The sequence below is a fragment of the Bacillus cereus group sp. MYBK245-2 genome, assembly GCF_051916145.1.
GTDB lineage: Bacteria > Bacillota > Bacilli > Bacillales > Bacillaceae_G > Bacillus_A > Bacillus_A pacificus.
The window spans coordinates 20,617-45,519 of record NZ_JBQAGB010000025.1 but is presented as its reverse complement, the minus strand read 5'-3'; the positions used below and the strand labels follow the sequence as shown (position 1 = coordinate 45,519).

Genomic DNA, 24,903 nt, shown 5'->3' with positions numbered 1-24,903 from the left:
TCACCTCCTTTCAAAACTATTTATTTTTTTCGACTTAAATGATACAAGACTTAAATCATATTCAGTGATTTTATCGATAGCAGAATCAATTTTTATTGCAGTCCAATCCTTAACTCTTTCCCCATGCATGTACACTTCTTCTCTTCTGCTATCATGAGAAACAAATATAAGTGCAGGAGGTTCATCGAATTCAAGAACATATTTCTTTTTAGATTCTTCATCCATTACTTATTCAACTCCTTCAATGTTTCTTCCCTAATCTTCTGCTTCTCTTCTTCAGAAAGACCTAATATGTTGTTATCTACAGCAGGAGACATAACGCATTTGCACTTAACTCTCTCCTTAGCAGATAGAGAGCTATCGCGCGGAAACATACACCTCTCACCAGAACCAGGTAATTCAAACTCTTCCTCTACCGGCACCGTTGTACCGTCATACGCCACGTGATTATCACGTGGTTGGTTATTCTTTGCACCGCTATGACGCCACTTTTTACCTGTAACCGCAGGGGATTGGCGATATGATTCGAATTGAGAGGCAGAGCATGCAGCGAGTACTTCTGTCTGCGCTGTAGTCTTCGCTCTTTTGCGGTCAAATTCCGGAAGCTTCGCAAGTTCTCTTGCAATCTCCTTTATACCTTTCCCTTTCTCTAATCCCTCGTTTAAGATACGTTCTACTGCTTTGTGAGAGTTAATCTTCATGATCTTACCTAATTCATCAGACCAACTATCAATCCACTTAGTAGTACGTTTTGAGAAGGTATTAAACTGAATATCAGGGTCAATTGCATCCATGAAAGCTTTTGTCATATCCTTCATTGTGTAATTAAGAAACTTCCTCGCTGCTTTACTCAAGCTTTTAGCAAAGGTATCAGCTCCGAATAGGCTACCAGTAACAAAGTCGATGATATCCTTTATCTTAATACCCTTCTCCACAGCATCCTTTTTCGTATAGTTCTTAATTCCATCTATAAAGTATTTCTTCTGCTTTCGAAGCAGTTTAGCTATTTCTTTTTCAAATTCCTCAACGTATCCTGGTAACATGTCCAATACTTCTAAATCAGCAGGTAATGAAGCCGTGAAATCGTCAGTATCAGCCTTTTCAATCCACTCATTCAATGAATCCAGTAACTTATCAATCTTCTGCATTTTGCATCGACTCCAGTAAGTCACGTAAGTCTTTCATTACATTGACTAAATCCTCATTCGAATTACCATCAGCTGACTTTTGCAACGTTTCGCTTAATCCCTTCTGCCAACCACTCACCTTACGATGTCTTTCGATTACTAAAGCGACCGGTTCATTCGCTTCAGGCATATCATAATCTGAGAACTCTTTATTTAGCATATTGCCAGCGATATTACGCACATCTTGGAAAGTCAATCCACCCTTATCAGCAAGTACCTCAATGGTTTTAACCATATCCTCAGTATTACTAATCTCTGACTTACGCAGATTCACATATACGTGTTTTAATCCATATGGAAGCAGCAGAACGTTATTAATGATGAATTCTAAATTGCTACGCTCAGGCTCAAATACCTGCTCCTCTGTAATCTCTCGTACAGACTCAGCAGTTGCTCTGTTAAAATCACGAATATACCCTACATATACATCAGGAAGACGGAATGCTGATTGCACTTTTTGGCGCGACTTCTCATCATATTCAAGGAATAGAGCGTCATTTTGCAATACATCTGCTAATGATTTCAACTCTATATCAATGTTTGGCTGTGTATCACCAACTACACCTTCTTCTGCATTTTCAACTTGCAACAAGAGATATTTATGTTGATTATCTTCACCTTCAACATTTGAAACATAATCGGTAAGAGCTGCTTCACTTTCATCTGATAAGATGCCATTCTTCAATAAGATAGCCATTGGAATATGACGGCCTTGTTTGAAATAGCGTAGGTTTAACTCTTCCGCTTTCCTCGCACCAACCATGTGAACGACATGCGATACCCAACGTGGAATGCCATAAGGACCATTCCCAATCTTCAAATGCAGGACCTCAGTAGCATTTTTCTCTCCTAATGAAACATCGGAAAACTCACCCGTCTCTTTATTTAAAAAACGAGGATCACCAAACTCTTTAAAGTAAGTATCTACTGCTCCTACTCGTTGTACATAGCGACGGAATATCTTCTTACGTTTAATTTCTTTCCCGTTTACTAAGTACGTTACGTCTTGAGGTTTATTATCCTTACGCGTCACTCGCATGTACTGCGGTAACATATTTATTAATTCAGCGGGTTTTCCTTCTAAATTACGAATAACTTCTATATAACCATTGCCAGTTGTCTCTTTATCATCAATAGCAGTTTCAAGGATCTCTTTGAATGGCTTGTCGAAACTAAATAAAGGTATGATTTCTGTATCAACTAGAGTCCACTCTGCCTTCATTTCAGGAGTTTCCTTGTCATCCTCTTGCTTATACTTCATTTCATGACCAAATCCAGCTATATTTCGCTTGTATGCATCAATACATTGACCAAGAATTGTACTATTTTCTCTGATTTGCTGTAAGTCTTCTATTCTATAAGGTGGTTCTATGATGTCGTTTACAGCATACTTTTCATCTTCGCTCTCTTGTTGACGGGATAGCACCTGTGTACTTGTTCCTGCTGCCTTAATTACCTTCGCACTAACTTGTCTTTTCTTCGTCATTAAGTTACTTCACCTCATTTCCTTTTCTTCTTTTTACGCAATCCAAATATAATTGTATTAATGAAGTATCTCGTTTCATCCATGTGGTGGTCATTCTCTTTGAGAGGTTTATCCTCACCACGTTGTATCGCTTTTTCATCCCATATATAAGAGGCAAACTCTTTAAATGTCTCGACACAACAATCATTAAAATATGTTCTGCCAGTATTCAGTGCTATACCAACGTTACCTATACCTTCTTTTACATTGTTACGAGCCTTATATACTTTCCTCTTATTACGCATCAACACAGCGATAAATGAAGCTGCAGAAGGGTCAACTACAGTTCCTTTGATTGGCAAATCACCAACGAACTCCTCATAGTCTTCGTAATATTCTTGGTCAGTTTTCTGCTTCTCTGTATCACGGCCACTATAATGGTACTCTTTTATTTTGTACCATACTTCTTTGTCGCCTTCTTCAATACATTTACCCCATAAACCATACGCCATTGCATTCTGCGTACCGTAGTCACAGGACACATAATACTCAACGTAATTACGATCAACAGACTCGACTTTGTGTACTTTTTCATCAAACATATCAAATATTAGTCCAGAAGCAGCTGCCCATTCACCTTTGATATATCTGCGATAGAATACACCACTATACATACGGTGATATCTTCTTTTCGTCTTCTCGTCTAATGACAAATTATCGTCCATAGAGAATTTAAGGTGCAGTAGATTCTTTTCTTTCTTTTGATCCAGCCACTTCTCTTTAAACCAGTGATACGGTCCTGCCGGGTTACAGTTAAACCACATTTTTGAACCAGTAACCGATAAACGTCCAGTCGCCTGATTGACAAAGCTTTGCACCATAAGCGCTACCTCATCAAAGAACATTCCTGCCGCGGTTATACCCTGAATCAAATCCTGAGAACTTTCATCCTTACCACCAAAGATATAAAAGAAGTTTGTCACACCATCTTTAGTAATAGTAAGCATATTCTCACTGCGATGGTCCTTAACCTTATACCCACGAGACTTCAGCATCTTTTTAAGTGGCGTTATAACGTTACGACGGTGCGAACCAATCGTTTTACCACACATACCAAAGTTCTCGCCTTCGAATGATTCCATTGCCCACATAACGTAAGAAAGTGCCATTGATACTGTCTTTCCAGCACGGATAGAACCATCGCAAATAATCCCGTCATAATCTTTAACGGGACTGTTAGGCTTCCACCAGGTTAATACTTTCAGCTGCTTCTTGGAGAATGGTTTAAATTTGAATGGAGCAGGTTTCTTTTTACGCTTCGGAATCGTCGCCATGGTCATCCCACACTTCCTCTACCTTGCTTTCTAGCGCCTCTTTGAAACCGTCATCTTCGTACTCATCACCATCTTCACCTTTAATACGAGCTGTATCGGCTTTTGTTTTTTCAATGTTAGCTTTCATCTGCTCTAGCTTCAATCTTCTTTCATCATCAGCATTTGCTAACTTATCAAATCGTTCAATCATAGAGGATAACGCTGTCATAGCGCGCGAATAAGCTGTAAGTAAATTAGCTTGTTTATCCCATGCAAACTGCACTGTATACGCGTCTCCATTCAGTGATTCGCTAATCATCTCTTTTGACATATCATTTTGAGTACGAACATGCATAATACGTTGTGAATTAAGGATGTTGAAGTATTGCAGTTGAATAGAATGGAATAGCATATCTAATTCAGTATGGTTTTGTATTTCATCCAGCAATTCCATTGCACGTGGATCGTCACTCGGGATTATCTTCCTAAATAACCCATGCGTCATAGCGTTATGGTTACCTTTTGGTGGACCATGCCCTACAGCATTCTTATTACCATACTTAGGGTTCTTGTTACCCGAATTACCAACTGCGTTCTTATTACCAATGGGTGCACCTGTTTTCTTTTGTGTGCGCACTTTTTCCTCTTTTGTATGCACACTTTTTCTGTCCCATTTATATCTGGTCTTCCATGACTTTACGGTATTTACACTGACCTCATATTTTTCAGCCAGTTCCTTATACTTCATACCTTGCATGTAATCTTCTTGAGCTAACTCGTGTTTTTGTTTCACTTCACATCACCCACCACCTTCTTTATTAATAGGAAGAAACTCGTTATAACTCCCCCTCATGGTAATCCCTAATTTAGTCTTGAAATTCTCTAAAACTCGTATTATTATATTTTTGTGTTTTTCTCAGTTCCCAAACGGAGAATGCATCATCACTTATGAAAAGGACCCGAACTCCAGCGGGTTCTTTTTATAAAATAAAAAAACATCCATTATATGAATGCTTCATGTTATTATGGTAAAGCTGTATTAATTCAGATTGATATGTAGGTGAGACTAATGGAAAATAAAGAACCTGAACAAAAGTACGATCTAAGCAAGATATACACATACACAGAACACCCTGACAAAATCAGTGGTCGCTGTGATAATTGCGGAAATACCGCATTCAAAAGTTCCGTTAAAGATTTCATCTATTTAAGAGAATGCCGTAAATGCGGCATGAAGAAAAGTATCTAGCCCAGGTAGGGCTTTTTTCTTTATAAAATAAAAAAGCAGCGGATTCGCTACTGTAATTGTTCAACGATCTCATTAAATAACTGATGTCCTTTTTCCGGATATCTTTCTAATCCGCCATCAGCGAAATATTCACCTTCACTATTTATCATTTCAATTAGCACTTCACCCTTCTCCCAAACTTGCAAAGAGAACGCTACACATGATTCAAATTCTTTTAACGCTTCTTCTCTGTCTGCAGTAGCTAACATAATATCCGTATCAGCATGGTCCCACATCATAACTGTATAGATCAGCACGAAATCACCTCAAAAGAATCATATTTTAAAAAATCCATAACGAAAACTAATTTATGCAGGGAAATGAATAGACCCAGCAGTTTTAGTTTACATAATAGTTATTATATTGCAGTAGTTAAATCGGGAAATGCCCGTGGTTGAGTGATTCTTGTTTTTACCCTTTATACAAGTTTTATGCATCGTTGATTTTACGCCATTTTCAGTACCTAATCACCGTTATTTCCTGCATAAACTTCACCTTGTTAACTATCTCTATTTTTATCCTGGTCTATATTCTTTTACTAATACGTCTCTTGGATGTAAATTAGTTTTTTCAGGACCGACAATACCTTCTTCTTCTAAACGTTCTACTATTGTAGCCCCTGCAGTGTAACCAATTCGAAATCTACGTTGAATGAAAGAAACAGATACTTTTTGATGTTCAATGACAAATTGTTTAGCGTGCTCATACACTCTTTCTACAACTTCTTTAGTCTTACTATCTAGCATGTTCTGCCTCCTTTATTTTCGTTCGTTGTGTTCGTTTGTTTTGTTAGAAGTCAACCGATAAAATTTCATCTGAATTCAACAACGTTACTCTCCAATTTTCTCCGTCATAATAATTAAGCTTAATAAAACGATTCGAATTAAGTATTTGTAACACTTCAATTTCTTCCATATCGGTGTACAAACCCTGTCTTTTATTATCCTTTAAAAACACAGTAATTTCTGTCATGGTATTACCTCACCCCTTATCTTTCCTTAACAACAAACAAGACGCCACCCAGATCACGGCAGCGCCTACGATAATTGCTATTGGTTTAATCATTATGCTTCTTCTTTTGTTTCTTCCACTCTACTGAAGTTACAGTGTTCCTGAACCAGTAACTGTTACATTCCTTGCATTCGTACTTTGTACAAGCGGAGGTATAGTTAATCGTAATTAATTGTTTTCCGCAATCCATACAATACATAATCATCCTCCTAACCAAATGTCCATTTTGTTCATCTTCACGTTTAATGTGTAATTTCTATATAACAAAGAAAAAAGCACCCGTTATGGATGCTATAGTTCACTCTTTAGATAAGGAACAACTATAATTTTATTATCTTTCATAGGAATTATTACGGTCCTTAATTGTTTGGCAGTCTCATCGTAACTAAATTCACTATCGCTTAATTGTCTTTCGAATAATTCGTTATTTTCTATAACTGTCATATTTACATTAATTTTATTATTACTCATGTCCTCATCCTTTCCTAAAAAAGAAGCCATCACTACATAGTGACAGCTCTTTTACAACTATAAAAATATTAAAGGGGATGGGAGAAATAATTCACGTTCGTACATAAGGAGATATGTTTATGTGAATTCAAGGCTGAGTACTCTCGACCTTCTCCAAGCCACCGCATCAACTAGTATGGCTACACGCCCTGTGTTCGGTGACCTAGAGAAGACTAAGAATCTTCTCGTTTATACTCCGTAGAGTCGGCTCAATACTTCGGCTACTTAATGTCATTTTCACCTTTGCTGGCCAATTATGCTTGATAATGTGATTATATCTAGAGGGAATATGTTTATTCCGTCCCCCTGTTTGAACCAACACATAGAACTAAGGGGGAAGTTCAGTTGTATTAGCTCAAACAAAGAGCGGAAGCTCTCTGCCCTCGTTTTGGTCATTAATAAGAATCGTGAGTAATTACTAATGTACGAGATTACGTATGTTTTAGATTTTTAGAATGCAAGCGTTTCGTTACTCATTTAAGAGCAACCACCCCCATTCCATTTTCAAGAAACAACTTTAACAAAGAATACAGAGTATTATATTCACTATCAACCCAGAGGACATGGCGGTCTCTGAGCTGAATGTTAAATATAATAGAAACAGCATGACGAATGCGAGTAATCTCACACCCGCCACACTGGAATATGTCATTGTTATACATTCATTGGTCTTTTCGTCTTAACGCGGGTTCTTACCGCCTTGCCCGCCCTACTATGCGGTATACGTTACCGTGACATTCTCGCATAAGAACGTTTCACTGATAGGTGTACTAATCCTCTTCGATATGCGGTTGTCAAAGGGCTGTCCAAAGCTCGTTAATGAGCTTGTAAGATAATAATAATTTGAATCGCACATCTACTTATCCGCTCCTTTATCGTTAATTTATCCGCATTTTATCCGTGTTTTTTAATTACATATTCTTATAAATTAGGAACACTATGATTTGCAAAATGTGTATCGCTTGATCGATTAACAATCCTGATTTTAATGAATCTAATTTCTTATAGAAGCCTACAGGTTTCGCTTTCATGTAATCTGCAACAACGTGAACAACAAACATCCAAGCTACATCAATATAAGTAATGTTATAACCTAAGAAATATGCCGCGATTAATACTGTTCCTGTCCATATCCCTGCGTGTGTAGCTAGTACAATATGATTCTTACCTTTCATATTTGCTAAGAAATCTCCTTGTAATGGGTAATCTGCCAATAAGTGCGCAAATAACAATACTAAAAAATCCATATATCATTCTCCTTTTTATATAATCAATAACGCTTCAGCTAGCGCCATAATTGCATGTCTCTTTTGCGTATAGAACCAATTATTCTCCATCATCATTTGTGCCTTTACAGCTTTATCGCTCATCAATCCATTATTAAGATACTTCCTTTCAATAATTTCTCTCTGCTCCGGATCAAGAGCATGTTCTAATGCTCGCTTCATTTGAATGTACTTTATATCCTTTATTTTCTTTGTATTACGTATTTCAACGAAAGGACTACTGATATTTTCTGCTGCACACTCTTCCTGATTAATCATACGAACTTTTAAAGCTCTATAATTAAGCAATGACTTTGCAACTTCTCTCTGTATATCTTTGTACTCCTCATTCGTGATTTCTGGAAAGAATGCTAATTGCTCCATCTGTAATCCCCCTATTTCTAAATTTGTTTTTTAACATCACGTAAGGTACGTGAAATTTTACTATCTCTTTGTTGAATAAGGGAACGATACTTACAATACAGCCCCCACCACACTGTGAAGCATGGTTCCGCTATCCATTAAGCTGTCTTTTGCCCAACTGTTATTCCACTACTAAACCGCCATCCATCATTTAAATGGTCCATTAACTCCTGATACGTTAATACATCGAATATCGTAACGCACTGATTATCTCCAAACCCTGGTTCTTTTCGAAACAACATATACTCTCTTGTACCTTCGTATCTTTTTATAACACTCACCCCTTATTCTCTAATCCAGCCTTTTTGCTTGTCCTTCTTAACTACAACTAACTCCTGCTTGTATCTATGTTCAAACATCTTCTTAAAATATGGAAAGCGATCATTTGCATAGCCTTTTACATCAATCACTTCCTGCGTTCCGTCTTTATAAGTAACAAGAAAATCTGCTGTGAATTTCCAGTCTCTACGTTTCTTTCGCTTGCCATCTCGTGTTGTAATATAAAACCCTTCAAGGAGCAGGTACTGAGGTTGTAGCTCAATCTCAACAACCTCAGGATTACTCTTCAATACCAGGTAATACTCCGCTTCTGTTTTACTATCAAACTCAATTCCTAGTGCAACTGTTTTTCTACTATTAATACGGCCTGTCTTCTTTTTACGCTTGAACAACTTATATCCTCACTTTCTATTCCATTTGTTCTTTACACTCTTCAAGAAAATCAATAACTTCCTGAACATGCTCCCTTGTTGTCATACTCTCCATTACATGTCCTTCATCGTTATAAACATTAACCTTATCTCCCGTGAACTCCATTCCACACATTCCGTCTGCGCCTAATATTTTTACGTTACCTTCCATTCTTTTAACCTCGCTTTCTATTCAAAGGATTATTTTGTTCAAAAATCATGCCCAGATAAGCCATCCTGTTCCTACTCCTATTAAAAATGCAGGTCCTAACCTCTTGATTAATTGCCATAACCAAATACAAAGCAACATACGAGTAAATCCATTACCAAATATCATTTTTCTTATCCTCCACTCCGATTCCAACTACAAACTCATCTAAGATGTCCGCTAAGTTATGAGCTTCTTCCATATTTAATGTATGAAATCTAATTACCTTACCATCAGGAAAATTCACCGAAACTCCTTGAGAATTTTCTGATCCAAAAGTACTGCAATAAACTCCCGTTTTACACCACAAACACTTATCTTTATCTATATGACATGTACATGCACTACTCATTTTCCTCTTCCTCCCCTGAATAAAACTCAATATTCCGTCAATACTGTAGATGGAGGAATTTTTATATACCCATTTTTATTCCTCCCTTTCTCTAAAGACTGGACAGTTAGCTTTCACTAGCTGTCCTTTATTAATTGGAATAATTAGCACAACTTTGTGCATACTATCTATAAGCTGCTTTCTTAACAGTGTTGGCAGCCCGGAATCTTTTGTCAAAAGGAGCAGTTAGCTTTTGCTAGCTGCTCTTTTATATTCCTGTAATTCCTTCTCGAGTCTTTCAATATGTTCATCCCTTATTTGAACATCATCTTTTAAAAACTCAATTTCCTCTTTAAGTTTCATCCGTTCATTAAACAATTGGCGATATTCGTGTATAGATTGATCACGACTTGCTCTAAGAAGTTCAATTTCTTTATTCCTCAATTCAATTTGTTTTACAGCATGATCGAAATCATCTTTTAATAGTTGATACTTTGTAGAGCCTTTCATCTGAGCACCTCATTTTTCTACAAAATGAAATTTTTATAACCTTTTTGCTATCTCGTACACAACATCTACAGTTACGCCATTACCAGCCTGTTTATATAATTGATTTTTCGAAGTAACTGCAGCTGCCTTTTCAAAATACGAATCTGGTATACCTTGCAAACGCCATGATTCTCTTTCCGTAAGCCATCTCAACTTATCGTCATTAGTTAAGACAGCTTGTTCTCTAGATGTGAGTAGGGTTTGTGCTATTCCCTTACCGACACGTCCTCTTCTTGTTTTAGATGTAGGAAAAGTTAAATTCACCGTGTCACCATGGTATGCAATGTTATACCCTTTCTTTGTAGCTTCACGAACAAATACTTTCCCTTCGCAGATACCAATTACACAATCTTTTACTCGATCCAGGTCAACTAAATACTCGTCTGGTGTCTCGTCCTCTAAGATGTGCGACAATGAATAGTCTTGTTCTATTTTGAGGAATTCCGCACTCGGTTGAGGTGATAGTTTGCCATTCTGCATCATACCCGACTTCATCCAAGCTAGAGAGAATACGGAAAAGGTCCCATCCTTTATTAACTCGTAACAAGTTTTCAACGTTTTCAAAGAGTAATCTTGAGGGTTTTTTAACTTCATCTGCTTCCCTAATGATTCGTATAACCTCTCTGAAGAGTCCTGATTTTTCTCCTGCCAATCCTTTTTGTCTTCCGTTCTTTGAAATGTCTTGGCAAGGGAAACCGGCACACCATATATCTGCTGCTGGTATTCTTGATCCGGTAACGTTTCTAATGTCATTTTCGGTCCATTCTCCCTTCGTATCATGCATAGATTCGTATGTCGCTCTAGCATCTTTGTCCCATTCAACCCAACCGATGCATTTGTGTCCGGCTTTCTCCATCCCTATCCGAAACATTCCAATTCCAGCAAATAAGTCTATAAAAGTAAGACTCATATCACCACCTCGCTTTCTACTAAAATGAAGTTTTTATTCGATTTCTGCATCCAAACCATCAGCATTTAAGAAGTCACTTAATATCTCTAAATCACCACTTGCCACAACCATTTCCCAAGCTTCGCCTTCATAACCATATTCTTGTTCCAAATTTCGTACAGCACTTTCAAATCTAGTAAATTCATATTCTCCGCAATTAACAACCAAACTTCGAACATTATCCGAATCTTCCGTTTGATCTAGTTTTAACTCATCGATAGTTATATCTTTTTCAATTAATTCTTCTTCCTCCACATATCCATCACGAACACGATCAGCTGCTTGTTCTAATGTTTCCGCTTCTACAATTCCCTCGTATACCTTTGTTTCCGTATACGTTACAGCAAATGTTTTCATCATTCATTCTCCTTTTCTATTCAAATAGCGTTTTTGTTGAAAATGATGCCCTCATTTTTTTGGACACATTTACCAGTGTTTTTACAAAAAAATTCATGATATGGTTATTTAGTTGAGTACGTCATTACTTGACAATTACCCTTAGGAACCCCGCGGACAAACGGGGTTTCTTTTATTTAAATAACGATTTTTTCTTACTCCTCAACCAGCTAAAACTATGTTAAAATTAATCCATAATTTGTAAGGAGGTATATAAAATGCTCTCACTATATACATGTGTATCTTGTGATCAACCTCTCATACAACACGATGAACATTCGTTTATTCATTACTGTATTAATCCAAATTGCGAAGAAGCAAAACTGCACTTATCTCTGTTGGAAGAGATGGGGTTGTGAACCCTATCTCTTTTTCTATTCAAATACCGATTTTGTCTAAATCCATTCACTACTCTCATACTTTGACATACAATAATAGTGCCTTTCTAAATAATGTGAGTTCGTCACTGTCGTTATAATGAGGTATAAGGAGCGCTCTCGATTAGCGCTCTTTTTATTTAAATAAAGATTTTATTTAATTCCCATTCATCTTTTAGATTTCTTTGAATACATTAATATCATAAGAAATTCAATATGGTGCTCTGGTCCAGTTACCTTGAATTTCTTGCAGACCTTGAGAGAAGAATCCGTTTATAGCAAACGGGTTCTTTTATTTTTGGTCATACAATAAGAATTTTGTTTAAATTTCATTAACCGTTTTCCCCATTTTACATATAGTAATATCATCCAAGTGAATACCTAGATTGCTCTGGACCAGCTTCCTGGTGTTCCTGGTGCACCTGTTACGAAGAACTCGTTTATAACCAGCGGGTTCTTTTATTTATTCATCACAAAATAACTATTTTATGAAGTTTTTAAGTATCCGATTTCCCTTGCGTATTCACGCATTTTCTTCATTTCTTCCTTTGGCCATCCCCAATGAGAACAGTACAAACCACCATAACCATTCGCTCCATCTGAATCATCATTGCCAAATATAAAGTCAGTAAAATCCCTAACTAATCCCCACATAGTTCCACCTTTTGAGAAGTAGTGGCTTTGTTTCTTGTTTTTGTATGGGCTACGTGTCATACGCATTGCTACATTTGTAAATCCATCAACGAACCATAGGTTTTTACCATCATGTTTAAACTCGCCTATTTTATGTTTAGATTTAAAGAAATCTTTCTCTTGATCTCCTAAGTAATTAATAAGTGAATTCACAATTTCAATCCGTTTTTGCTTGTCCATTTCTTATTCCCCCCTCAAGCTCATCATGCATCCATTGCACCAATACCACACGTTTTGTGGCCCTGAACAAATACCATAATCTTTAGTACTATCGACGTTCCCTTTACATACGCAGCATTTTTTAACTTTAGTAATTCTCCAACGTTGTTTCTTCATTTTCCGCTCCCCTTCCAACCAAATAACGCTTTTGTTAAATTTCTTTTAAATCCGTGTACTTAGCAACATGACCGCATACGTTATCCCATTTATGAACTGCATACCATTCTCCATCTTCACAAAAACTTTCTATTTTCGGCTCAGACATCTCTTCTCCACAAGTTGGACAATTCCACTCAACAGCTACAGTTTTTGTTCCATGTAACCAACCTGATGCATCTCTATTAGGTACAACAATTGGTTTTACATTCATTTTGTTTCCCTCCATTTTCTTTTCTTCTAACCACCAGGCACCCTTAAACTCTCCATCTACTATCATGCAATCACAATATCCACCGTAAGTTCTTTTGCCGCAATTGCTGCATGTCATTTTGTTCACCTCGTTTTATACAAAATTCAAATTTTGTCTTACTTTACTCCCGTTGATCCGAACCCGCCTTTTCCTCTCTCACTATCCGATAGCTCGTCCACCTCAACAAAATGAGCTGTTTCCACCGGTGCTATAACTCCCTGAGCAATACGCGTTCCTCTTTCGATAATATGAGCTTTCATATTCGTTCCTAAGTTACGTTCTGTATTATCTACAATGACTCCAACTTCACCCCTGAAACCACTGTCTACAGTTCCAAGAATCACTCTTAATTTAGTATTACGTGAAATCCCGCTACGTGGTCTCACCTGCAATTCGAATCCTGGTGGAATCTCAAAACACAATCCTGTAGGTACGACCTTTGTTTCGCCTGGCCAAATAATTGTGTCCTCTGCTGCTACAAGATCAAAACCTGAATCCCCTGGTTTAGCATACTTCGGCAATTCCACATCTTTCACTCGCTTAATCTTCACTTGTAAATCCATTCCGTTACGCCCCTTTTAGTAACTTGATAATTTTATTTTTGCGATCAACTAATTCTGATAGATTTCTTTCTGATTTTTGTTTCTCCAGGTTTAACATGTGGATATGTAACTTCGTGTTGCTAACATCGCTTTGAACACTTTCTAATTCTGATTCGAGTTGAATTCTCGTTTCTTTCTTCATGCAATCCCTCCTACAGTCCTAAATGCTCCATGATCTTGCCAATGTTCTCATCAAAACCCCTATATACATTTCCGCCTATAATGAAAGTTGGTAAAGTGTTAGATTCATAAACTTTAGTCAGCACTTGTCTATGCATTGGAACTTCATCAACATTTAACTCTTCCATCTCAACCTCAACCGGACAATTCCCTAACATTTCTTTTGCTCTCTTGCATTTACCGCAATTATCACCTGTATACATAATGATCTTAGTTGCCATTCTCTTCAGTCTCCTTCGCTTCTGCTAATAATTTAGTAATTTCATAAACACCGTTTTGTAATTCCATCATTCTTTATCCGCCCCTTTTAATAGGTTTCTATTTTCAAACTTATTACCAATCACTTCAGCGTAATGCTTCATTCTGAACAAGTACCAACCACCACAACTTAATTCTGTATATTCGTTGTAGTAAACTTCGTAATTCCCATTTATATCAATTGAACCTTGGAATGGATGATCACTAATTTTTACAATGTCACCTTCATAAATTTCGTTTCCTTTTGAATCCTTTAGCCCTGTATACTGTATCAACTCCACTTGTTCAAAGTTGAAATACTCCGTATCAATATGATTTGAATATGTTGCTGGCACTTCTACCTTTTTAAAATCGAATTGTATTGAAAGTACTGGCAACACCAAATTCATTTCCTTTACATAGGCTTTAAACTTAATCTCTCTCATTCTCCCCATCTCCTTTTATTCGCACTCGAAATCAATCATGCAATCCATGTCGTCGTATCTATTTATGATTACATCTGAGTAGCCTTCAGTATCTTCGCTTGTGTATCTGTTTATATCAAAAACAAATGCTCCACTTACATTTGTAATTACTTTTCCATCAACCTCAATAAGATCAAACAATTCACTACAAAGGTATACTCCTCTTACTTCACTATCTGTTTCATGTTTGCTGTAAACCTCACTAACAATTTGATGCAAAACTCTATCTGATAATGAAATCCTCATTCTCCCCATCTCCTTTGATTAATTCGAATAGCTCCTGTTCACTCATTTCATACAGCTGACGTCCTGTGTCTTCTTCCTTATAAATCCCTTTATGCAGTAGTACTTCTATGTAGATTCGCTTTTTGTTCACGACTGAAATACCTCTTGTTTTTTACTACTGGAATTGTCATTGCATCTTCTTCGCTCCACCCATTATGGATACGTTGGTAATATGTGTTTTTGCTGATTCCGTTTTTAATCGCTATAGCTAAGTTGCTGTTACTTTGTTTAATCGACTGTTTCGTGGCAGCTTCCATTGGATCGAAACCTAAATTCATAACCCTGTTATAAAACTTTTGATAAGTAATTCCGTTTCTTTTAGCAATTTTTAATTCTTCCTTATACTCTTCAGAAAACTTCCTATTTTTTAATGGCTTTGTTGCTGCTTCGTAAGGCGTCATCCCTCTCCTAATACGCGTGTAGAATGTTTCAATTCCAATACCGTTATCTAGTGCAATCTGAAGCTCTATGTGTTTTACAGTAGGTTTTATAGCAGCTTCACGGGGATCCATTCCGTCTTTTATTCTCTGTCTATAAGTTCCATAATTAATTCCATTCGATTCAGCTAACAGCATTAACGCACGATCTGTTTTCTTTTTCTTTGTATTGAGAAGAGGTTGCGTAATAGCTTTCTCTATTGGCCAGCCATATTCGTTTACACGTTGATATACATTCCTCCTTGAAATACCGTTTTTGTTTGCAATTAAATATTGTTCGTCTGTGATAACTTCGTTGTACATTCTTGTCATTTCAGGCTTCCTCCTTAACCTTCACTGAACAACGTCTTCCCGTATTAATGACTGGCGTTGTTGCCGCTCGTTCGATGTCCCATTTTTGAGTGCAAATCCGTGAAAGGAACGTATGATATCCAATGTCGTTGTTCTTTGCGATATCTAACCACTTTTTCTCTATTTCACCTTTTCGTCTCACTGGTTTAGTTGCCGCGTTTTGATATGTCCAACCTAATCCCAATCTGTTATAAAAATTATGTTCCGGAATGCCATTCTCTAATGCAATTTCCTTCCATTGTCCATGTTTACGATTACGTCCTCTATGCGGTCTTAATGGAGTCGTTATCGCTTCTTCTACACTCATCCCCATAACAACAATTCTTGCGTATGCAGTTTTGTAAGATATTCCATTTGATTCTGAAATTTCTCTCTCTTCTTTTGTGAATATCCCCCCTCGCACTGGAGGTGTTGTTATCGCTTCTTTTATCGTCCAACCACTTCTAATCCTGTCGTACAACGTGTGGTAGCTAATCCCGTTGTTTAATGCTTTTTGTAAATTTTCTTCGCTTATCCAACTCGGCATTTTCTCCCTCCTAATCTAGAGCTAGAAACTCAGTCCTTGTACGATTTGAATGTTTTATCTCAATCTTCTGAATGCCTTTACCATGTTCTTCTATCGCTTCATTCCACGCTTCACTTTCGGTATCAGTATCAAAGCAGTCCATCTTTTGCCTTTCGTCTTGGTCGAAGAAGTGAACCTCGTATGACGTTATGACGCTAGGCTTCGCTAGGAATTGCTCGGCCGTACTTTTTGCTTTGTAATCGAAAGTCCCAACTACATCTTCCAGTGTTAGTTGTTTCATGCTCCTAACCCCATTGGACGCTTATTAATTCTTTGCTTATCACCTTGATCCATAATGAGAACCGCTATTTCCATTTCATGACGTCCCATTTCTTCAGCTATTTCTGCTAGCGTTTTGTTATCTCTCCATAGTTCTTTCATACGAGTTACTTCTTTTTCGTCGAATACCAGGTCATACTTTTCAAGAGGAATATACAAATTGCGTCGTTTCTTTTTCATATACTTTTTGGTCTGTTGTGAAATCGTGTAATTCTCAAGCTGTTCTGCCGTTTCGAACTTCCCCATCCCATTTCCCCTCCATTTGTAATTTATGAATTGCTCTTAGTCTCGCCATAACGGCATGACGCTTTCTATCCACTTCCTCAGGCGTTTGATTCCCTGCTTCGCAAACACATGGTCCAAACTGATACATACCCGTTCCAATGTCGTTCTGAATTACTCCCGTTCCATTACATGCACACATTTCAATTTCCCCCTTTTAAAATGGCAATGCCTTTCTTCTGTAATCCTTTGTTTCTTTGAAAGTGATCGTTCTGAAATTATTGAGAATACGCGATACAATCCGTTCATCGTATGCCTCGTCTAAACGCTTCCCTGTGAGGTTTGTCGTGAAGATAGTAGATTTACCTTGCCTGCCATCAAAAACATCGAATAGCACCCTATTAATGAAGTTTGTTGCTTTTGTATTTGCATCTAATGCGCCTAACTCAGCTCCCAAATCATCAACTATTAATACTTCCGCTCTTACTAAGCCTCTTATAATTGCATCTTCAGTTAATGTAGATTCTTTACTGAATGTACTTTTAATCTTCCGTAGCAATTCGCCTACTGTAACGAAGACAACTGACTTCCCTGCTCCTGCAAGCTGATCTGCTATTGCATAAGCAAGATGTGTTTTCCCCGCTCCGCAATTCCCGGCCATAATCGTGTTAAAAATCTTTCCGTTTAGATAATCCGTTGCAATGACCTTTGCAAGTTCAAGGTTCTTCGCTCCTTCATCGCTGGTAGGTTGGTAATTATCAAAGTTAGCTTTCTTAATGTTGCTATCTGCAATCATGCTTTGTTGATGGAACATGAATTTCTTTTCGTTTGCTTTACCTGCATCGTATTTCGCTTGTTCCTGCTGTTGAAGCTTCTTACTTTCGTTTTCAAGGAAGCATCGAGGGCAAACAACTTGTCCACCGAACTTCATCTTATTCATGCCGTGGGTATCACATACATCAGAATCCATAGTCATATTCACCTTTTTGGCTATATCGGTTGGTATTGCTGCCGCCGCTCTCTGCATTGTTCTTCGCTCCTTTTTTTGAATTCATTTGAATAGTAAGTTGATCGAACTTCTCACGTAGCTTTTTAGGAGATAAAATGTTACCTTGCCAGAATGGATCAGCTTGGCACCAATCGATAACATCTTTAATCTCTTGTGGTTCCCTGTTATCACGTTCTCGCATTAATCTAAATTCATTTGCCCAATTATCGAAGTTAGGCTCTTTTTGTTTAGGGTTGTTACCCTTAATTTTTTCAAAGAGATACTTAGCCCCGTTGGTGTCGCAAGTTTCAAACTTGTGACGAGAAGTCTTTTTTTCTTTTTCTTTTTCTTTTTCTTTTTCTTTTTCTTTTTGTCCCCGTATCGCGGACGTATCGTGTGACGTATCGTCAAGACCCGCATAAACACTGACTTTTTGTACTAACGAGGTGTTTTCTGTTCGCTCTAACACCAGTCTTACTAACGATAAATCTTTAATACTTTTAAGCTCTTTTTTAATACAATCCTCAATCGGCTTGCCACCTTTATTAAGGTTGTATTTTCCCCAGTTAAGTATGCAAATCTCTCTTGTTTCTTCGTTATAAACAATAAGTTCATGATGATTTATAAAACGATCTAACAAAGCTTTTGCACTTTCGATTGAGTAACCTAATTCGAAAGCCATTTGCTTTCTAGTTATCTGATAAACTCCGATTTGGTTAGTATGTTCATTTGTCATTAGGTAGAGATAAAAGTATCTATCTTCTGGTGTCATTTCTTCTGAAACTCTTGCGTCTGACCAAAATGAAGTCTGTACGTGTCTATATTTAGCCATTTAATTCACCTTCTTCATCCAACATTCATAGCTGACATTATCCACATATCCGATTGTTCTAAATTCATGTTTCCCTTGAAAACTTCTACCACTTTGCTCATAAAATTTACCGTTCTTATATATCGGTTTGATTGGTGTTAAGAAATCAAAACCTCTTTCAATCAAATCATTTGTAGCTTGTATCATTTCTATTTGCGTTTGTCTTCTTACAGGTATCTTAAACATCAACCATCACTCCGTTCGCAGATAGCAAATCCTTTCGATACTTTCAGGACCCTATAACCTGGGTAGCGTTTCGGATTTATATATTTCAGTACATTTTGTTTTACTTCGTCAGTTGATTTGGCATCCTTCCAGCACCAAGCCGGAAGGAGTACCTTGCTTTGTTTTTCGATCATTGTTCAAATACAATTTCTGATTGTTCTTGGTTTGTTGTTTCTTCATTTGGTTCTTCCACCTCAATAAATTCAGGTTCTGCCGTAATATCTTTTCTAACTACTTCGTCATGCTGTGCTTGCGTTTGAACCTCAATACTGATTGGTAAGTATTTAAACATCGATCTCACGACTGTTTTCTTAGCCATTTCTTCATAATCACTTTTCCAAGGTCCGAAGTCTTTTGATTTAGAACGACCTCTTCGCTTTTCAATCTCGCTTTCTGGCATAAATTCCATTTGATATCCACCATCTTTGAAGTGAGCTACTGCATAAGCTCCAATGAACTTCCCTCTATCTCCAAATGAAGGTTTATGTGTCAACTTAGGATGTAACCCTAATTCGTATTCAAACTCGTCATTTTCGTACACCGCGTGAGCATATATGCTTTGGATATGACCGGAACGTCTCGCTAAATCAATCATTCCTTTGTATCCGATGATGAATTGAACTTCCTTAACCCACTGAGGATTCTGTTTTGTACCTGCGTTTTTGTTAAATGGAAGCAAGTAGCAATGACCAAGTAACCCTGGTTCTAACCCTAATTGCACTGCCTGCATCACAGCCCCCATAAGAGAAGGAACAGTGCATTCTAATAGTGTTGGGTTAGTTCGAATCGTTGTAAGTGCTATACGGCTCATACGGTCCATATCCATGTGCTTTGGTAATACTTCAGCCATTCTTGGACCCATTTTCTTCATATAAGCTTCAACTGTTTGTTCTGGGCTAGCTGGTTTGTTTTCAGTACGATTTGCTAATTGATTTTTAATAGATTCATTGTTTGCCATTGTTCATTTCCTCCCTATTTAACTGTGAACTTTCTGCTTTTAGATTCCTTTGTATACCGTTTGTACAATTCCGGTTGTTCTTCTTTTAAACGCTTGCTATCAATCCGATTAGAAATTTGTGTTTTCCAAGAAACCTTGTAATTTTCTGTTTTCCCAATCTCATTTGAACCAAGTTTTGCTTTAATTTTGTTTTCATACTCTGCTTTTTGTTCTTCTAACGCTTTAATTTCTTTATCTACCTGATCACGAGCTTCTATTAATAACTCAACTTCATTTCCTAGCTCAATCTCGCTATCCTCAACCGAATCTGGATACATTTCTTTGAGTAATGTAGATGATGCTTCAGAACCGTCGAACATAGGAGGAATCCCTTTTTCTACGTGGTTTAACCAGAAGTCTTTTTCAATATCGATTAGGTACTGAATGATTTCTTCATCACGTTCAATCTTTTTATAGATAAATTTGTTGCCACCGATTAACACCGCAATCCACCATGCTTTATAACCCGTTACAGCCATATAGTGTTGGCACTGTAGAAGGTAAGAAGCTGGAATTTCTTCACCTTCCCACTCTTTTTTTAGGTATTCGGAAGCTGTTTTACACTCAAGCCCTACCTTTTCACCAACAACCAACCTGTCCACGTTTGCTAGCATCCAAGGGTATTCAGGGTGTTGTAAGATTGCGTTGCATGTTCTAACTTGCAAATTAGTACGTTTACTGAATTCTTCTGCTACAATTTCCTCTAACACATTACCGAAGTAAGCTGCTTCACTTGGTAATTGATCTTTAACTGTTTCACTTGTTTTGTCGTAATAAACCGCAATTGGAGAACTCCATTTATTTAAACCTGCAATAGCAGCTGCATCAGATCCACCGATACCTGCTTTTCTTGCTTCTAACCATTGTTCATGGGCCATATCTTCAGTTGTTATAAGTACGTTCGCTTTCATCTTATTCACCTGCAACTTTCGTAATTGAATTCTCAACTACATACTCTTCAACACATTCCGTTGAGTTATGGATGTAATCTCCGTCAAAATCCAAGTACTCTTCACCCAAATAAATCTCTTGAGAGCATCCTTCACAATTACCAATAGAATCAATAGCTGATGAGTCATGATGATTACCAATTAATATTCCATTTTCAATCATTTCCACATTCCTCCTTATTTACTTGGAAGAAACAACGTTGTATAATAGAGGTACATAATAATCTGTTGTTTCTCAAACCATTCGATTAGGCGTAGTCGAATGGTTTTTATTTTGTTTTGATGCTGTACGCATCATCATGACCAGAAACGAGGTGGAGGAGGAAGGGTGTCCGCTCCTGATCATGATGACAAGCACAACGCTTGTCCTATTTAGCTAGGGTAATAAACTCCTTATGCATTTCCCAAATCCTATATGCACTTCTATGTAACCCTTTTTCTTTTAAATCACGTATCATTTTGATAATGTTCGCTTTCTCTTCTTTGTCCCGCTGCTGTCTATCCATCACTTTTCATCCTTCATAAACCTTTTGTCTATCCAATCCATCAGATGAATAAATCCTGCGACTAAAATGACAATTACCAGAATCATTAAATGTGAGAATGTGCTTTCTTCCATCATTTAAACCGCCTCCTGTTCCTGTTCTTTCTTCAGTCGGTCTATGATGTAGGCTTGTCCTTTTGGTGTTACGTATGTCGTTGTCCATGTGAATGGTTCACCACTCGGCTTCTGTTTAACACCTTGTGCGATTTCAAAGTATCCTTTTTCAACTGCTGTCTGAGTTGGTTCAGTAGATCGCTTAAACATTAAGTTCCATTCTCTAAGTTTTGCGAATAACTGACGTTGCCCGATTTTGATATTGTGTTTAGCTGCTAACTTAGCGACTTCACTTACTTTCAGCGATTCATTCGACTGCATGCACGCTTCTGCGAATGTTACCAACGGTTGTTGTTGTACGATTTGTTGTTGTGCTGCTGCAAGCTTTTCTTTCTCTTCTTTTAATTTAGTGAGAAGACCGATTGCAAAGTCTGGATTAGTTACCGCTTGTTCCAGGACTTGATCTGTCATGTATGCTCCGTGTTTTCTAATAGAAGGAAGTACTTCTTCAAACACCCACTTTTCGAACTGTTCCGCTTGTGGAAGTTTTGATTTGACGATTAAGCGGTATAAATTGGGTTCATTGATGAATTTCTTTGTTTGTATACCACTATTAGTAGGGACTAACGATTCGTTCACCCCTTCAGGTTTACAATGATCTTTTATTGCTTTGTGCGGATTTGAATACCCAAGCGCCTTTGCAACAGATGTTGCCGGAAAGAATTCCTTTCCCTCTTTAATAAGAATTTCTAAGTTACCGAACATGTTATGTGAGAATTTTTCAAGTTTATTCATTTGGTTTACTCCTTCCATTTTGTAAATCTTAGGTTTACTTCAATTGTTAAAAAAAAGTTCTTTCGGATCTTCCTCAAGAGCTACTGCGATTTTATATGCTAAGTCTATTTTTAATGTTCTTTTGTTGTTTTCGATATACCAGTAGTGCATTTTAGTGATTCCGACTTTATCGGCAACGTCTTGGCAAGACATCCCTTTTTCTAGTCGTTTAAGTTTTAACTGATGCAAGTTATTTCCTCCCTTCGTTGCCTGTGATTTCATTATAAGTAAACCTCAAGTTTATTTCAAGTACTTTTTTTAAAAAAACTCGAATAAATTTTATCTTGTGGTAAACACTATGTTTACTTTATACTTTAGGTATCATAAACACTTTATATAAAGGGGACGTTAATGTTGATCGGGGAAAAGATTAAAGAACTCAGGAAGAATAGTAAGATTACGCAAGAGCAATTAGGTAATGCTATTGGTGTATCTAAGATGGCTATTTCTTATTTTGAAAAGGGTAAAAAATCACCTGGGCGAGAATCATTAGAAAAGATAGCGGATTATTTCGGAGTAACTACAGATTATTTATTAGGGAGATCAGAAGACCCTGAACTAAATGAAGAAGAAGACAAAGTTGTCTCTGAAGAAGGTAAAAACATAATGTCATTAATTGAGAGTCTTCCAGAGGATGAGCGAAAGAAAGCTTGGGAGCAATTAGAAATGTATGTTACTTACATGCAAAATAAAAAGAATAACTAATTAAAGAAGACTACCAAGCACGGCAGTCTTCTTTTTTTTATGTATTTGGTTTTTCTTTATATGATTCATCAAGGACAATCTTTAGAATATCCTCCGCTTTAGGATTCCCCTGTTTTAACCCTAATTTTGCAGCCATTCTCACTAATTGTTCTTTCGTCATCCCTAATTCCCCCAGCATCTTTTTATTTGGTTTGTGAATAATTCACAATAATTGCATTTCCCCTCATTTTTTTAAAAAACGCAATTTCTTCGTAAAACAAGAATGACACCGCCTATTTAATAGACGATGTCATTCAATACATATATTTAAATTCTTACCAGCCGCCGCCGCCTGGATCAGTCATCATGCGCTGAACTTCAGCAGTTTTTTCAACGGCTACTTGGTTACTCTGTTCTTTCTGAACGTAAGTATTACTTAATGTAAATACTCCTAATACAGCAAGAACGGAGATAATAGAAAGTAGTTTTTTCATTTTTATCACCCAAGTATATTATACCATTTTTTCAATCTATACCCAAGTAAATCTTAGGTAATTTAGCATAAAAATTGTTATTATTTTTAATAAACATCTCTAAGGATTTCTCTATAAGTCGAACATCATTTTTAGCAAGACCTAAGTAAAATGTCGAGAATTCATTTAAATAACCTTTTTCTCTTTCTATGTCTCCAAGTATTTTCAGAGCTAGCTTATTATTCCCTTGTCTTATCGCTAAAAAAGCTTGTTCTGGATAATCTAAATCCCCTGTTAAATTGTCCAAATCTTTTGCGTGATAAATCTTCAAGAAGTTTAAGGTTCTTTCGATCGCTTTCCTTTTTCTCGCAACCTCTTGGCTATAAGGGGATTCACTTAACACATGTAGTGCTTTTTCGAAATGGTAGTTCGATTGGACGAAGTTTTCAAAGATGTATGATTCCGCAATATTATAATGTGCGTTAGCTTTTTGGATGTAAAAATTAAGTTCGCTACTACATATTTCTAATAATTCGAATGAATTCTTTCTTATTTCCAATACTTTATCATCCATCAGTAATACTGCGTTCATACCTTCTTTTAATCTTACAGAAAAACTAGCGCGAAGAAATTTGTTTTTCACTTTAGATAACCTTTTTTCAATCTTTTTCATTCTCTTAAGTAATGTCCTGTAATCGCGCAATTGATATGCAGTTTGGCACCTAAGAATATCGATTAGCACTCCCATTTCTTTAGTACTTACCTCGAATCTCATTTCTTCTAATTCTTCATCGAATTCTTCTAAACTAAACTTTTCGCCTTCTGTATGCCTACGGTAAATCAATTCGTAAACATTAATCCATTCTTCATCCACACTAGGTGTGTACTTTTCTTTATTTTTCTCTTTTTCTTCTCTTTTTAATGTAATGCGTTCTTTCTCTTTAATTATTAATCCTTGTAACATTTCAAATTCGCCACGGAAAGACAAATACTCCATCGCTTCTTTAATGTTTTCAGGTTTCGCAAATTGTAAATACTTTTGAACAAGATCTCTTCTTAATACTTGATCTTCATATAAACTTAGTAGAGTCTTTGATAAATAACAAAAACTTATTTGCGTATGTCCGTTGAATACTCTTGAAACATTACTTGGTGCCACTCCCCATATTTCCGATAACGCCTCGTTTGTAATTCCTGCTGCATATAAATCATTATGAATTTTGTTTAATAACGCTTGCATGCACTTTTGTCCTCCTTGTTGGACAAAAAAGACACGTTACCCTAGATTCTTACATTTACAGGAAAACGTGTCATTATATCTAGGTTGTGTGTTATAATTATGTATGAGACTTATGACA

General features: G+C 36.9%; 46 protein-coding genes. 3 read left to right on the top strand and 43 right to left on the bottom strand.

Annotated features, from left to right (window positions below; all coding sequences use genetic code 11):
- Genes ACTFRN_RS26690 through terS form a run of 5 tightly spaced genes read right to left on the bottom strand, consistent with a single transcriptional unit; the run spans position 1 to position 4,758 of the window.
- On the bottom strand, positions 1–225 hold the full coding sequence (locus ACTFRN_RS26690; RefSeq protein WP_088106265.1) for a hypothetical protein: 225 nt from the start codon (positions 223–225) through the stop codon (positions 1–3).
- Entirely contained in the window at positions 225–1,148 is a 924-nt protein-coding gene (locus ACTFRN_RS26685; RefSeq protein WP_440038708.1) for a phage minor head protein, read from the bottom strand. Before ACTFRN_RS26685 ends, ACTFRN_RS26690 begins: the two co-directional genes overlap by 1 nt.
- Positions 1,135–2,673 (bottom strand): phage portal protein, encoded by a 1,539-nt coding sequence (locus ACTFRN_RS26680; RefSeq protein ID WP_098906868.1) that lies wholly within the window; start codon positions 2,671–2,673, stop codon positions 1,135–1,137. Before ACTFRN_RS26680 ends, ACTFRN_RS26685 begins: the two co-directional genes overlap by 14 nt.
- Positions 2,674–2,687: 14 nt before the next feature.
- The gene (locus ACTFRN_RS26675; protein WP_088106262.1) at positions 2,688–3,992 is read right to left on the bottom strand and encodes a PBSX family phage terminase large subunit; all 1,305 of its coding nucleotides are present in this window, start codon (positions 3,990–3,992) and stop codon (positions 2,688–2,690) included.
- Positions 3,964–4,758 carry a phage terminase small subunit gene (terS, locus tag ACTFRN_RS26670; protein WP_088106261.1) on the bottom strand — a complete coding sequence of 265 codons (795 nt, stop codon included), beginning with the start codon at positions 4,756–4,758 and terminating at the stop codon, positions 3,964–3,966. Before terS ends, ACTFRN_RS26675 begins: the two co-directional genes overlap by 29 nt.
- A 276-nt stretch (positions 4,759–5,034) precedes the next feature.
- Between terS and ACTFRN_RS26665 the strand changes: the two genes are divergently transcribed.
- Positions 5,035–5,214: a hypothetical protein gene (locus ACTFRN_RS26665; protein ID WP_078419486.1), complete on the top strand. Its 180-nt coding sequence runs from the start codon at positions 5,035–5,037 to the stop codon at positions 5,212–5,214.
- A 47-nt stretch (positions 5,215–5,261) separates the two neighbouring features.
- Here the strand turns inward: ACTFRN_RS26665 and ACTFRN_RS26660 are convergent, their stop codons facing one another.
- The 14 genes from ACTFRN_RS26660 to ACTFRN_RS26595 form a co-directional block, all read right to left on the bottom strand.
- Complete coding sequence (locus ACTFRN_RS26660) at positions 5,262–5,510, bottom strand: hypothetical protein (RefSeq protein WP_098906869.1); 249 nt, start codon at positions 5,508–5,510, stop codon at positions 5,262–5,264.
- Positions 5,511–5,768: 258 nt separating this feature from the next.
- The gene (locus ACTFRN_RS26655; protein WP_440038704.1) at positions 5,769–5,999 is read right to left on the bottom strand and encodes a DNA translocase FtsK; all 231 of its coding nucleotides are present in this window, start codon (positions 5,997–5,999) and stop codon (positions 5,769–5,771) included.
- Positions 6,000–6,042: 43 nt separating this feature from the next.
- A complete protein-coding gene (locus ACTFRN_RS26650) occupies positions 6,043–6,225 on the bottom strand; it encodes a hypothetical protein (protein WP_440038703.1) in 183 nt (60 codons plus the stop codon).
- A 330-nt stretch (positions 6,226–6,555) separates the two neighbouring features.
- A complete protein-coding gene (locus tag ACTFRN_RS26645) occupies positions 6,556–6,735 on the bottom strand; it encodes a hypothetical protein (RefSeq protein ID WP_440038702.1) in 180 nt (59 codons plus the stop codon).
- A 950-nt stretch (positions 6,736–7,685) separates the two neighbouring features.
- Positions 7,686–8,021: a DUF3307 domain-containing protein gene (locus tag ACTFRN_RS26640; protein ID WP_258109449.1), complete on the bottom strand. Its 336-nt coding sequence runs from the start codon at positions 8,019–8,021 to the stop codon at positions 7,686–7,688.
- Between the two features lie 15 nt (positions 8,022–8,036).
- A complete protein-coding gene (locus tag ACTFRN_RS26635) occupies positions 8,037–8,423 on the bottom strand; it encodes an ArpU family phage packaging/lysis transcriptional regulator (protein WP_440038701.1) in 387 nt (128 codons plus the stop codon).
- A gap of 137 nt (positions 8,424–8,560) precedes the next feature.
- Positions 8,561–8,743 carry a hypothetical protein gene (locus ACTFRN_RS26630; protein WP_440038700.1) on the bottom strand — a complete coding sequence of 61 codons (183 nt, stop codon included), beginning with the start codon at positions 8,741–8,743 and terminating at the stop codon, positions 8,561–8,563.
- Positions 8,744–8,746: 3 nt separating this feature from the next.
- Entirely contained in the window at positions 8,747–9,133 is a 387-nt protein-coding gene (locus tag ACTFRN_RS26625; RefSeq protein ID WP_266132645.1) for a DUF1064 domain-containing protein, read from the bottom strand.
- Positions 9,134–9,149: 16 nt separating this feature from the next.
- Entirely contained in the window at positions 9,150–9,323 is a 174-nt protein-coding gene (locus tag ACTFRN_RS26620) for a hypothetical protein (protein WP_440023291.1), read from the bottom strand.
- Positions 9,324–9,474: 151 nt separating this feature from the next.
- Positions 9,475–9,711 carry a hypothetical protein gene (locus ACTFRN_RS26615; protein WP_440038698.1) on the bottom strand — a complete coding sequence of 79 codons (237 nt, stop codon included), beginning with the start codon at positions 9,709–9,711 and terminating at the stop codon, positions 9,475–9,477.
- Between the two features lie 225 nt (positions 9,712–9,936).
- Positions 9,937–10,200: a hypothetical protein gene (locus ACTFRN_RS26610; protein WP_440038697.1), complete on the bottom strand. Its 264-nt coding sequence runs from the start codon at positions 10,198–10,200 to the stop codon at positions 9,937–9,939.
- Positions 10,201–10,233: 33 nt separating this feature from the next.
- Positions 10,234–10,719, bottom strand: a complete 486-nt coding sequence (locus tag ACTFRN_RS26605) for a DNA cytosine methyltransferase (RefSeq protein ID WP_440038715.1) — start codon at positions 10,717–10,719, stop codon at positions 10,234–10,236.
- A complete protein-coding gene (locus ACTFRN_RS26600) occupies positions 10,607–11,095 on the bottom strand; it encodes a DNA cytosine methyltransferase (protein WP_440038714.1) in 489 nt (162 codons plus the stop codon). Before ACTFRN_RS26600 ends, ACTFRN_RS26605 begins: the two co-directional genes overlap by 113 nt.
- 87 nt (positions 11,096–11,182) lie before the next feature.
- The gene (locus ACTFRN_RS26595) at positions 11,183–11,545 is read right to left on the bottom strand and encodes a hypothetical protein (protein WP_440038716.1); all 363 of its coding nucleotides are present in this window, start codon (positions 11,543–11,545) and stop codon (positions 11,183–11,185) included.
- Between the two features lie 257 nt (positions 11,546–11,802).
- Between ACTFRN_RS26595 and ACTFRN_RS26590 the strand changes: the two genes are divergently transcribed.
- On the top strand, positions 11,803–11,943 hold the full coding sequence (locus ACTFRN_RS26590) for a hypothetical protein (RefSeq protein ID WP_000950346.1): 141 nt from the start codon (positions 11,803–11,805) through the stop codon (positions 11,941–11,943).
- Positions 11,944–12,447: 504 nt separating this feature from the next.
- On the opposite strand, the gene ACTFRN_RS26585 is transcribed toward ACTFRN_RS26590, so the two are convergent.
- From ACTFRN_RS26585 to ACTFRN_RS26485, 21 genes are all read right to left on the bottom strand, one after another.
- A complete protein-coding gene (locus tag ACTFRN_RS26585; protein WP_088106252.1) occupies positions 12,448–12,834 on the bottom strand; it encodes a hypothetical protein in 387 nt (128 codons plus the stop codon).
- Between the two features lie 190 nt (positions 12,835–13,024).
- On the bottom strand, positions 13,025–13,360 hold the full coding sequence (locus ACTFRN_RS26580; protein WP_438907705.1) for a hypothetical protein: 336 nt from the start codon (positions 13,358–13,360) through the stop codon (positions 13,025–13,027).
- A 38-nt stretch (positions 13,361–13,398) separates the two neighbouring features.
- Entirely contained in the window at positions 13,399–13,845 is a 447-nt protein-coding gene (dut, locus tag ACTFRN_RS26575; protein WP_000365734.1) for a dUTP diphosphatase, read from the bottom strand.
- Positions 13,846–13,849: 4 nt separating this feature from the next.
- Positions 13,850–14,026, bottom strand: coding sequence for a hypothetical protein (locus ACTFRN_RS26570; RefSeq protein ID WP_000712438.1), 177 nt, complete (start codon positions 14,024–14,026; stop codon positions 13,850–13,852).
- 10 nt (positions 14,027–14,036) lie between these two features.
- Positions 14,037–14,285 (bottom strand): glutaredoxin family protein, encoded by a 249-nt coding sequence (locus ACTFRN_RS26565; RefSeq protein WP_341119575.1) that lies wholly within the window; start codon positions 14,283–14,285, stop codon positions 14,037–14,039.
- A gap of 66 nt (positions 14,286–14,351) precedes the next feature.
- Positions 14,352–14,747 carry a YopX family protein gene (locus ACTFRN_RS26560; RefSeq protein ID WP_440038694.1) on the bottom strand — a complete coding sequence of 132 codons (396 nt, stop codon included), beginning with the start codon at positions 14,745–14,747 and terminating at the stop codon, positions 14,352–14,354.
- 15 nt (positions 14,748–14,762) lie between these two features.
- Positions 14,763–15,032, bottom strand: coding sequence for a hypothetical protein (locus ACTFRN_RS26555; RefSeq protein ID WP_440038692.1), 270 nt, complete (start codon positions 15,030–15,032; stop codon positions 14,763–14,765).
- Positions 15,010–15,162, bottom strand: a complete 153-nt coding sequence (locus tag ACTFRN_RS26550; RefSeq protein WP_440038691.1) for a Fur-regulated basic protein FbpA — start codon at positions 15,160–15,162, stop codon at positions 15,010–15,012. The genes ACTFRN_RS26555 and ACTFRN_RS26550 overlap by 23 nt, the downstream gene beginning before the upstream one ends.
- Entirely contained in the window at positions 15,122–15,820 is a 699-nt protein-coding gene (locus tag ACTFRN_RS26545; RefSeq protein ID WP_065107706.1) for a hypothetical protein, read from the bottom strand. Before ACTFRN_RS26545 ends, ACTFRN_RS26550 begins: the two co-directional genes overlap by 41 nt.
- Before the next feature lies 1 nt (position 15,821).
- Positions 15,822–16,385: a nucleoside permease gene (locus tag ACTFRN_RS26540; RefSeq protein WP_440038690.1), complete on the bottom strand. Its 564-nt coding sequence runs from the start codon at positions 16,383–16,385 to the stop codon at positions 15,822–15,824.
- A 10-nt stretch (positions 16,386–16,395) separates the two neighbouring features.
- Positions 16,396–16,665, bottom strand: a complete 270-nt coding sequence (locus tag ACTFRN_RS26535) for a hypothetical protein (RefSeq protein ID WP_440038688.1) — start codon at positions 16,663–16,665, stop codon at positions 16,396–16,398.
- Positions 16,662–16,949, bottom strand: coding sequence for a helix-turn-helix domain containing protein (locus ACTFRN_RS26530; RefSeq protein ID WP_088106245.1), 288 nt, complete (start codon positions 16,947–16,949; stop codon positions 16,662–16,664). The genes ACTFRN_RS26535 and ACTFRN_RS26530 overlap by 4 nt, the downstream gene beginning before the upstream one ends.
- Positions 16,918–17,127: a hypothetical protein gene (locus ACTFRN_RS26525; RefSeq protein WP_134656511.1), complete on the bottom strand. Its 210-nt coding sequence runs from the start codon at positions 17,125–17,127 to the stop codon at positions 16,918–16,920. Before ACTFRN_RS26525 ends, ACTFRN_RS26530 begins: the two co-directional genes overlap by 32 nt.
- A gap of 15 nt (positions 17,128–17,142) precedes the next feature.
- Positions 17,143–17,901, bottom strand: coding sequence for an ATP-binding protein (locus ACTFRN_RS26520; protein ID WP_088106241.1), 759 nt, complete (start codon positions 17,899–17,901; stop codon positions 17,143–17,145).
- Positions 17,885–18,745 (bottom strand): hypothetical protein, encoded by an 861-nt coding sequence (locus ACTFRN_RS26515; protein ID WP_368500965.1) that lies wholly within the window; start codon positions 18,743–18,745, stop codon positions 17,885–17,887. Before ACTFRN_RS26515 ends, ACTFRN_RS26520 begins: the two co-directional genes overlap by 17 nt.
- On the bottom strand, positions 18,746–18,970 hold the full coding sequence (locus ACTFRN_RS26510) for a hypothetical protein (RefSeq protein WP_200730696.1): 225 nt from the start codon (positions 18,968–18,970) through the stop codon (positions 18,746–18,748).
- A 169-nt stretch (positions 18,971–19,139) separates the two neighbouring features.
- The gene (gene recT, locus ACTFRN_RS26505) at positions 19,140–19,967 is read right to left on the bottom strand and encodes a recombination protein RecT (RefSeq protein WP_229181991.1); all 828 of its coding nucleotides are present in this window, start codon (positions 19,965–19,967) and stop codon (positions 19,140–19,142) included.
- Positions 19,968–19,981: 14 nt separating this feature from the next.
- A complete protein-coding gene (locus ACTFRN_RS26500; RefSeq protein ID WP_252213255.1) occupies positions 19,982–20,917 on the bottom strand; it encodes a YqaJ viral recombinase family nuclease in 936 nt (311 codons plus the stop codon).
- A 1-nt stretch (position 20,918) separates the two neighbouring features.
- On the bottom strand, positions 20,919–21,119 hold the full coding sequence (locus tag ACTFRN_RS26495; RefSeq protein ID WP_252213252.1) for a hypothetical protein: 201 nt from the start codon (positions 21,117–21,119) through the stop codon (positions 20,919–20,921).
- A 459-nt stretch (positions 21,120–21,578) separates the two neighbouring features.
- Positions 21,579–22,349: a phage antirepressor KilAC domain-containing protein gene (locus ACTFRN_RS26490; RefSeq protein ID WP_270704664.1), complete on the bottom strand. Its 771-nt coding sequence runs from the start codon at positions 22,347–22,349 to the stop codon at positions 21,579–21,581.
- A gap of 39 nt (positions 22,350–22,388) precedes the next feature.
- Entirely contained in the window at positions 22,389–22,610 is a 222-nt protein-coding gene (locus tag ACTFRN_RS26485; protein ID WP_002004084.1) for a helix-turn-helix transcriptional regulator, read from the bottom strand.
- Between the two features lie 132 nt (positions 22,611–22,742).
- Between ACTFRN_RS26485 and ACTFRN_RS26480 the strand changes: the two genes are divergently transcribed.
- Positions 22,743–23,093, top strand: a complete 351-nt coding sequence (locus tag ACTFRN_RS26480) for a helix-turn-helix domain-containing protein (protein WP_050552172.1) — start codon at positions 22,743–22,745, stop codon at positions 23,091–23,093.
- 37 nt (positions 23,094–23,130) lie between these two features.
- Here ACTFRN_RS26480 and ACTFRN_RS26475 read toward each other — a convergent pair whose 3' ends face one another.
- From ACTFRN_RS26475 to ACTFRN_RS26465, 3 genes are all read right to left on the bottom strand, one after another.
- Positions 23,131–23,253, bottom strand: coding sequence for a hypothetical protein (locus tag ACTFRN_RS26475; RefSeq protein ID WP_002170420.1), 123 nt, complete (start codon positions 23,251–23,253; stop codon positions 23,131–23,133).
- Between the two features lie 154 nt (positions 23,254–23,407).
- Positions 23,408–23,566 (bottom strand): hypothetical protein, encoded by a 159-nt coding sequence (locus ACTFRN_RS26470; RefSeq protein ID WP_000735458.1) that lies wholly within the window; start codon positions 23,564–23,566, stop codon positions 23,408–23,410.
- 31 nt (positions 23,567–23,597) lie between these two features.
- The gene (locus ACTFRN_RS26465; RefSeq protein WP_061184879.1) at positions 23,598–24,785 is read right to left on the bottom strand and encodes an AimR family lysis-lysogeny pheromone receptor; all 1,188 of its coding nucleotides are present in this window, start codon (positions 24,783–24,785) and stop codon (positions 23,598–23,600) included.
- Positions 24,786–24,903 lie beyond the last annotated feature (118 nt).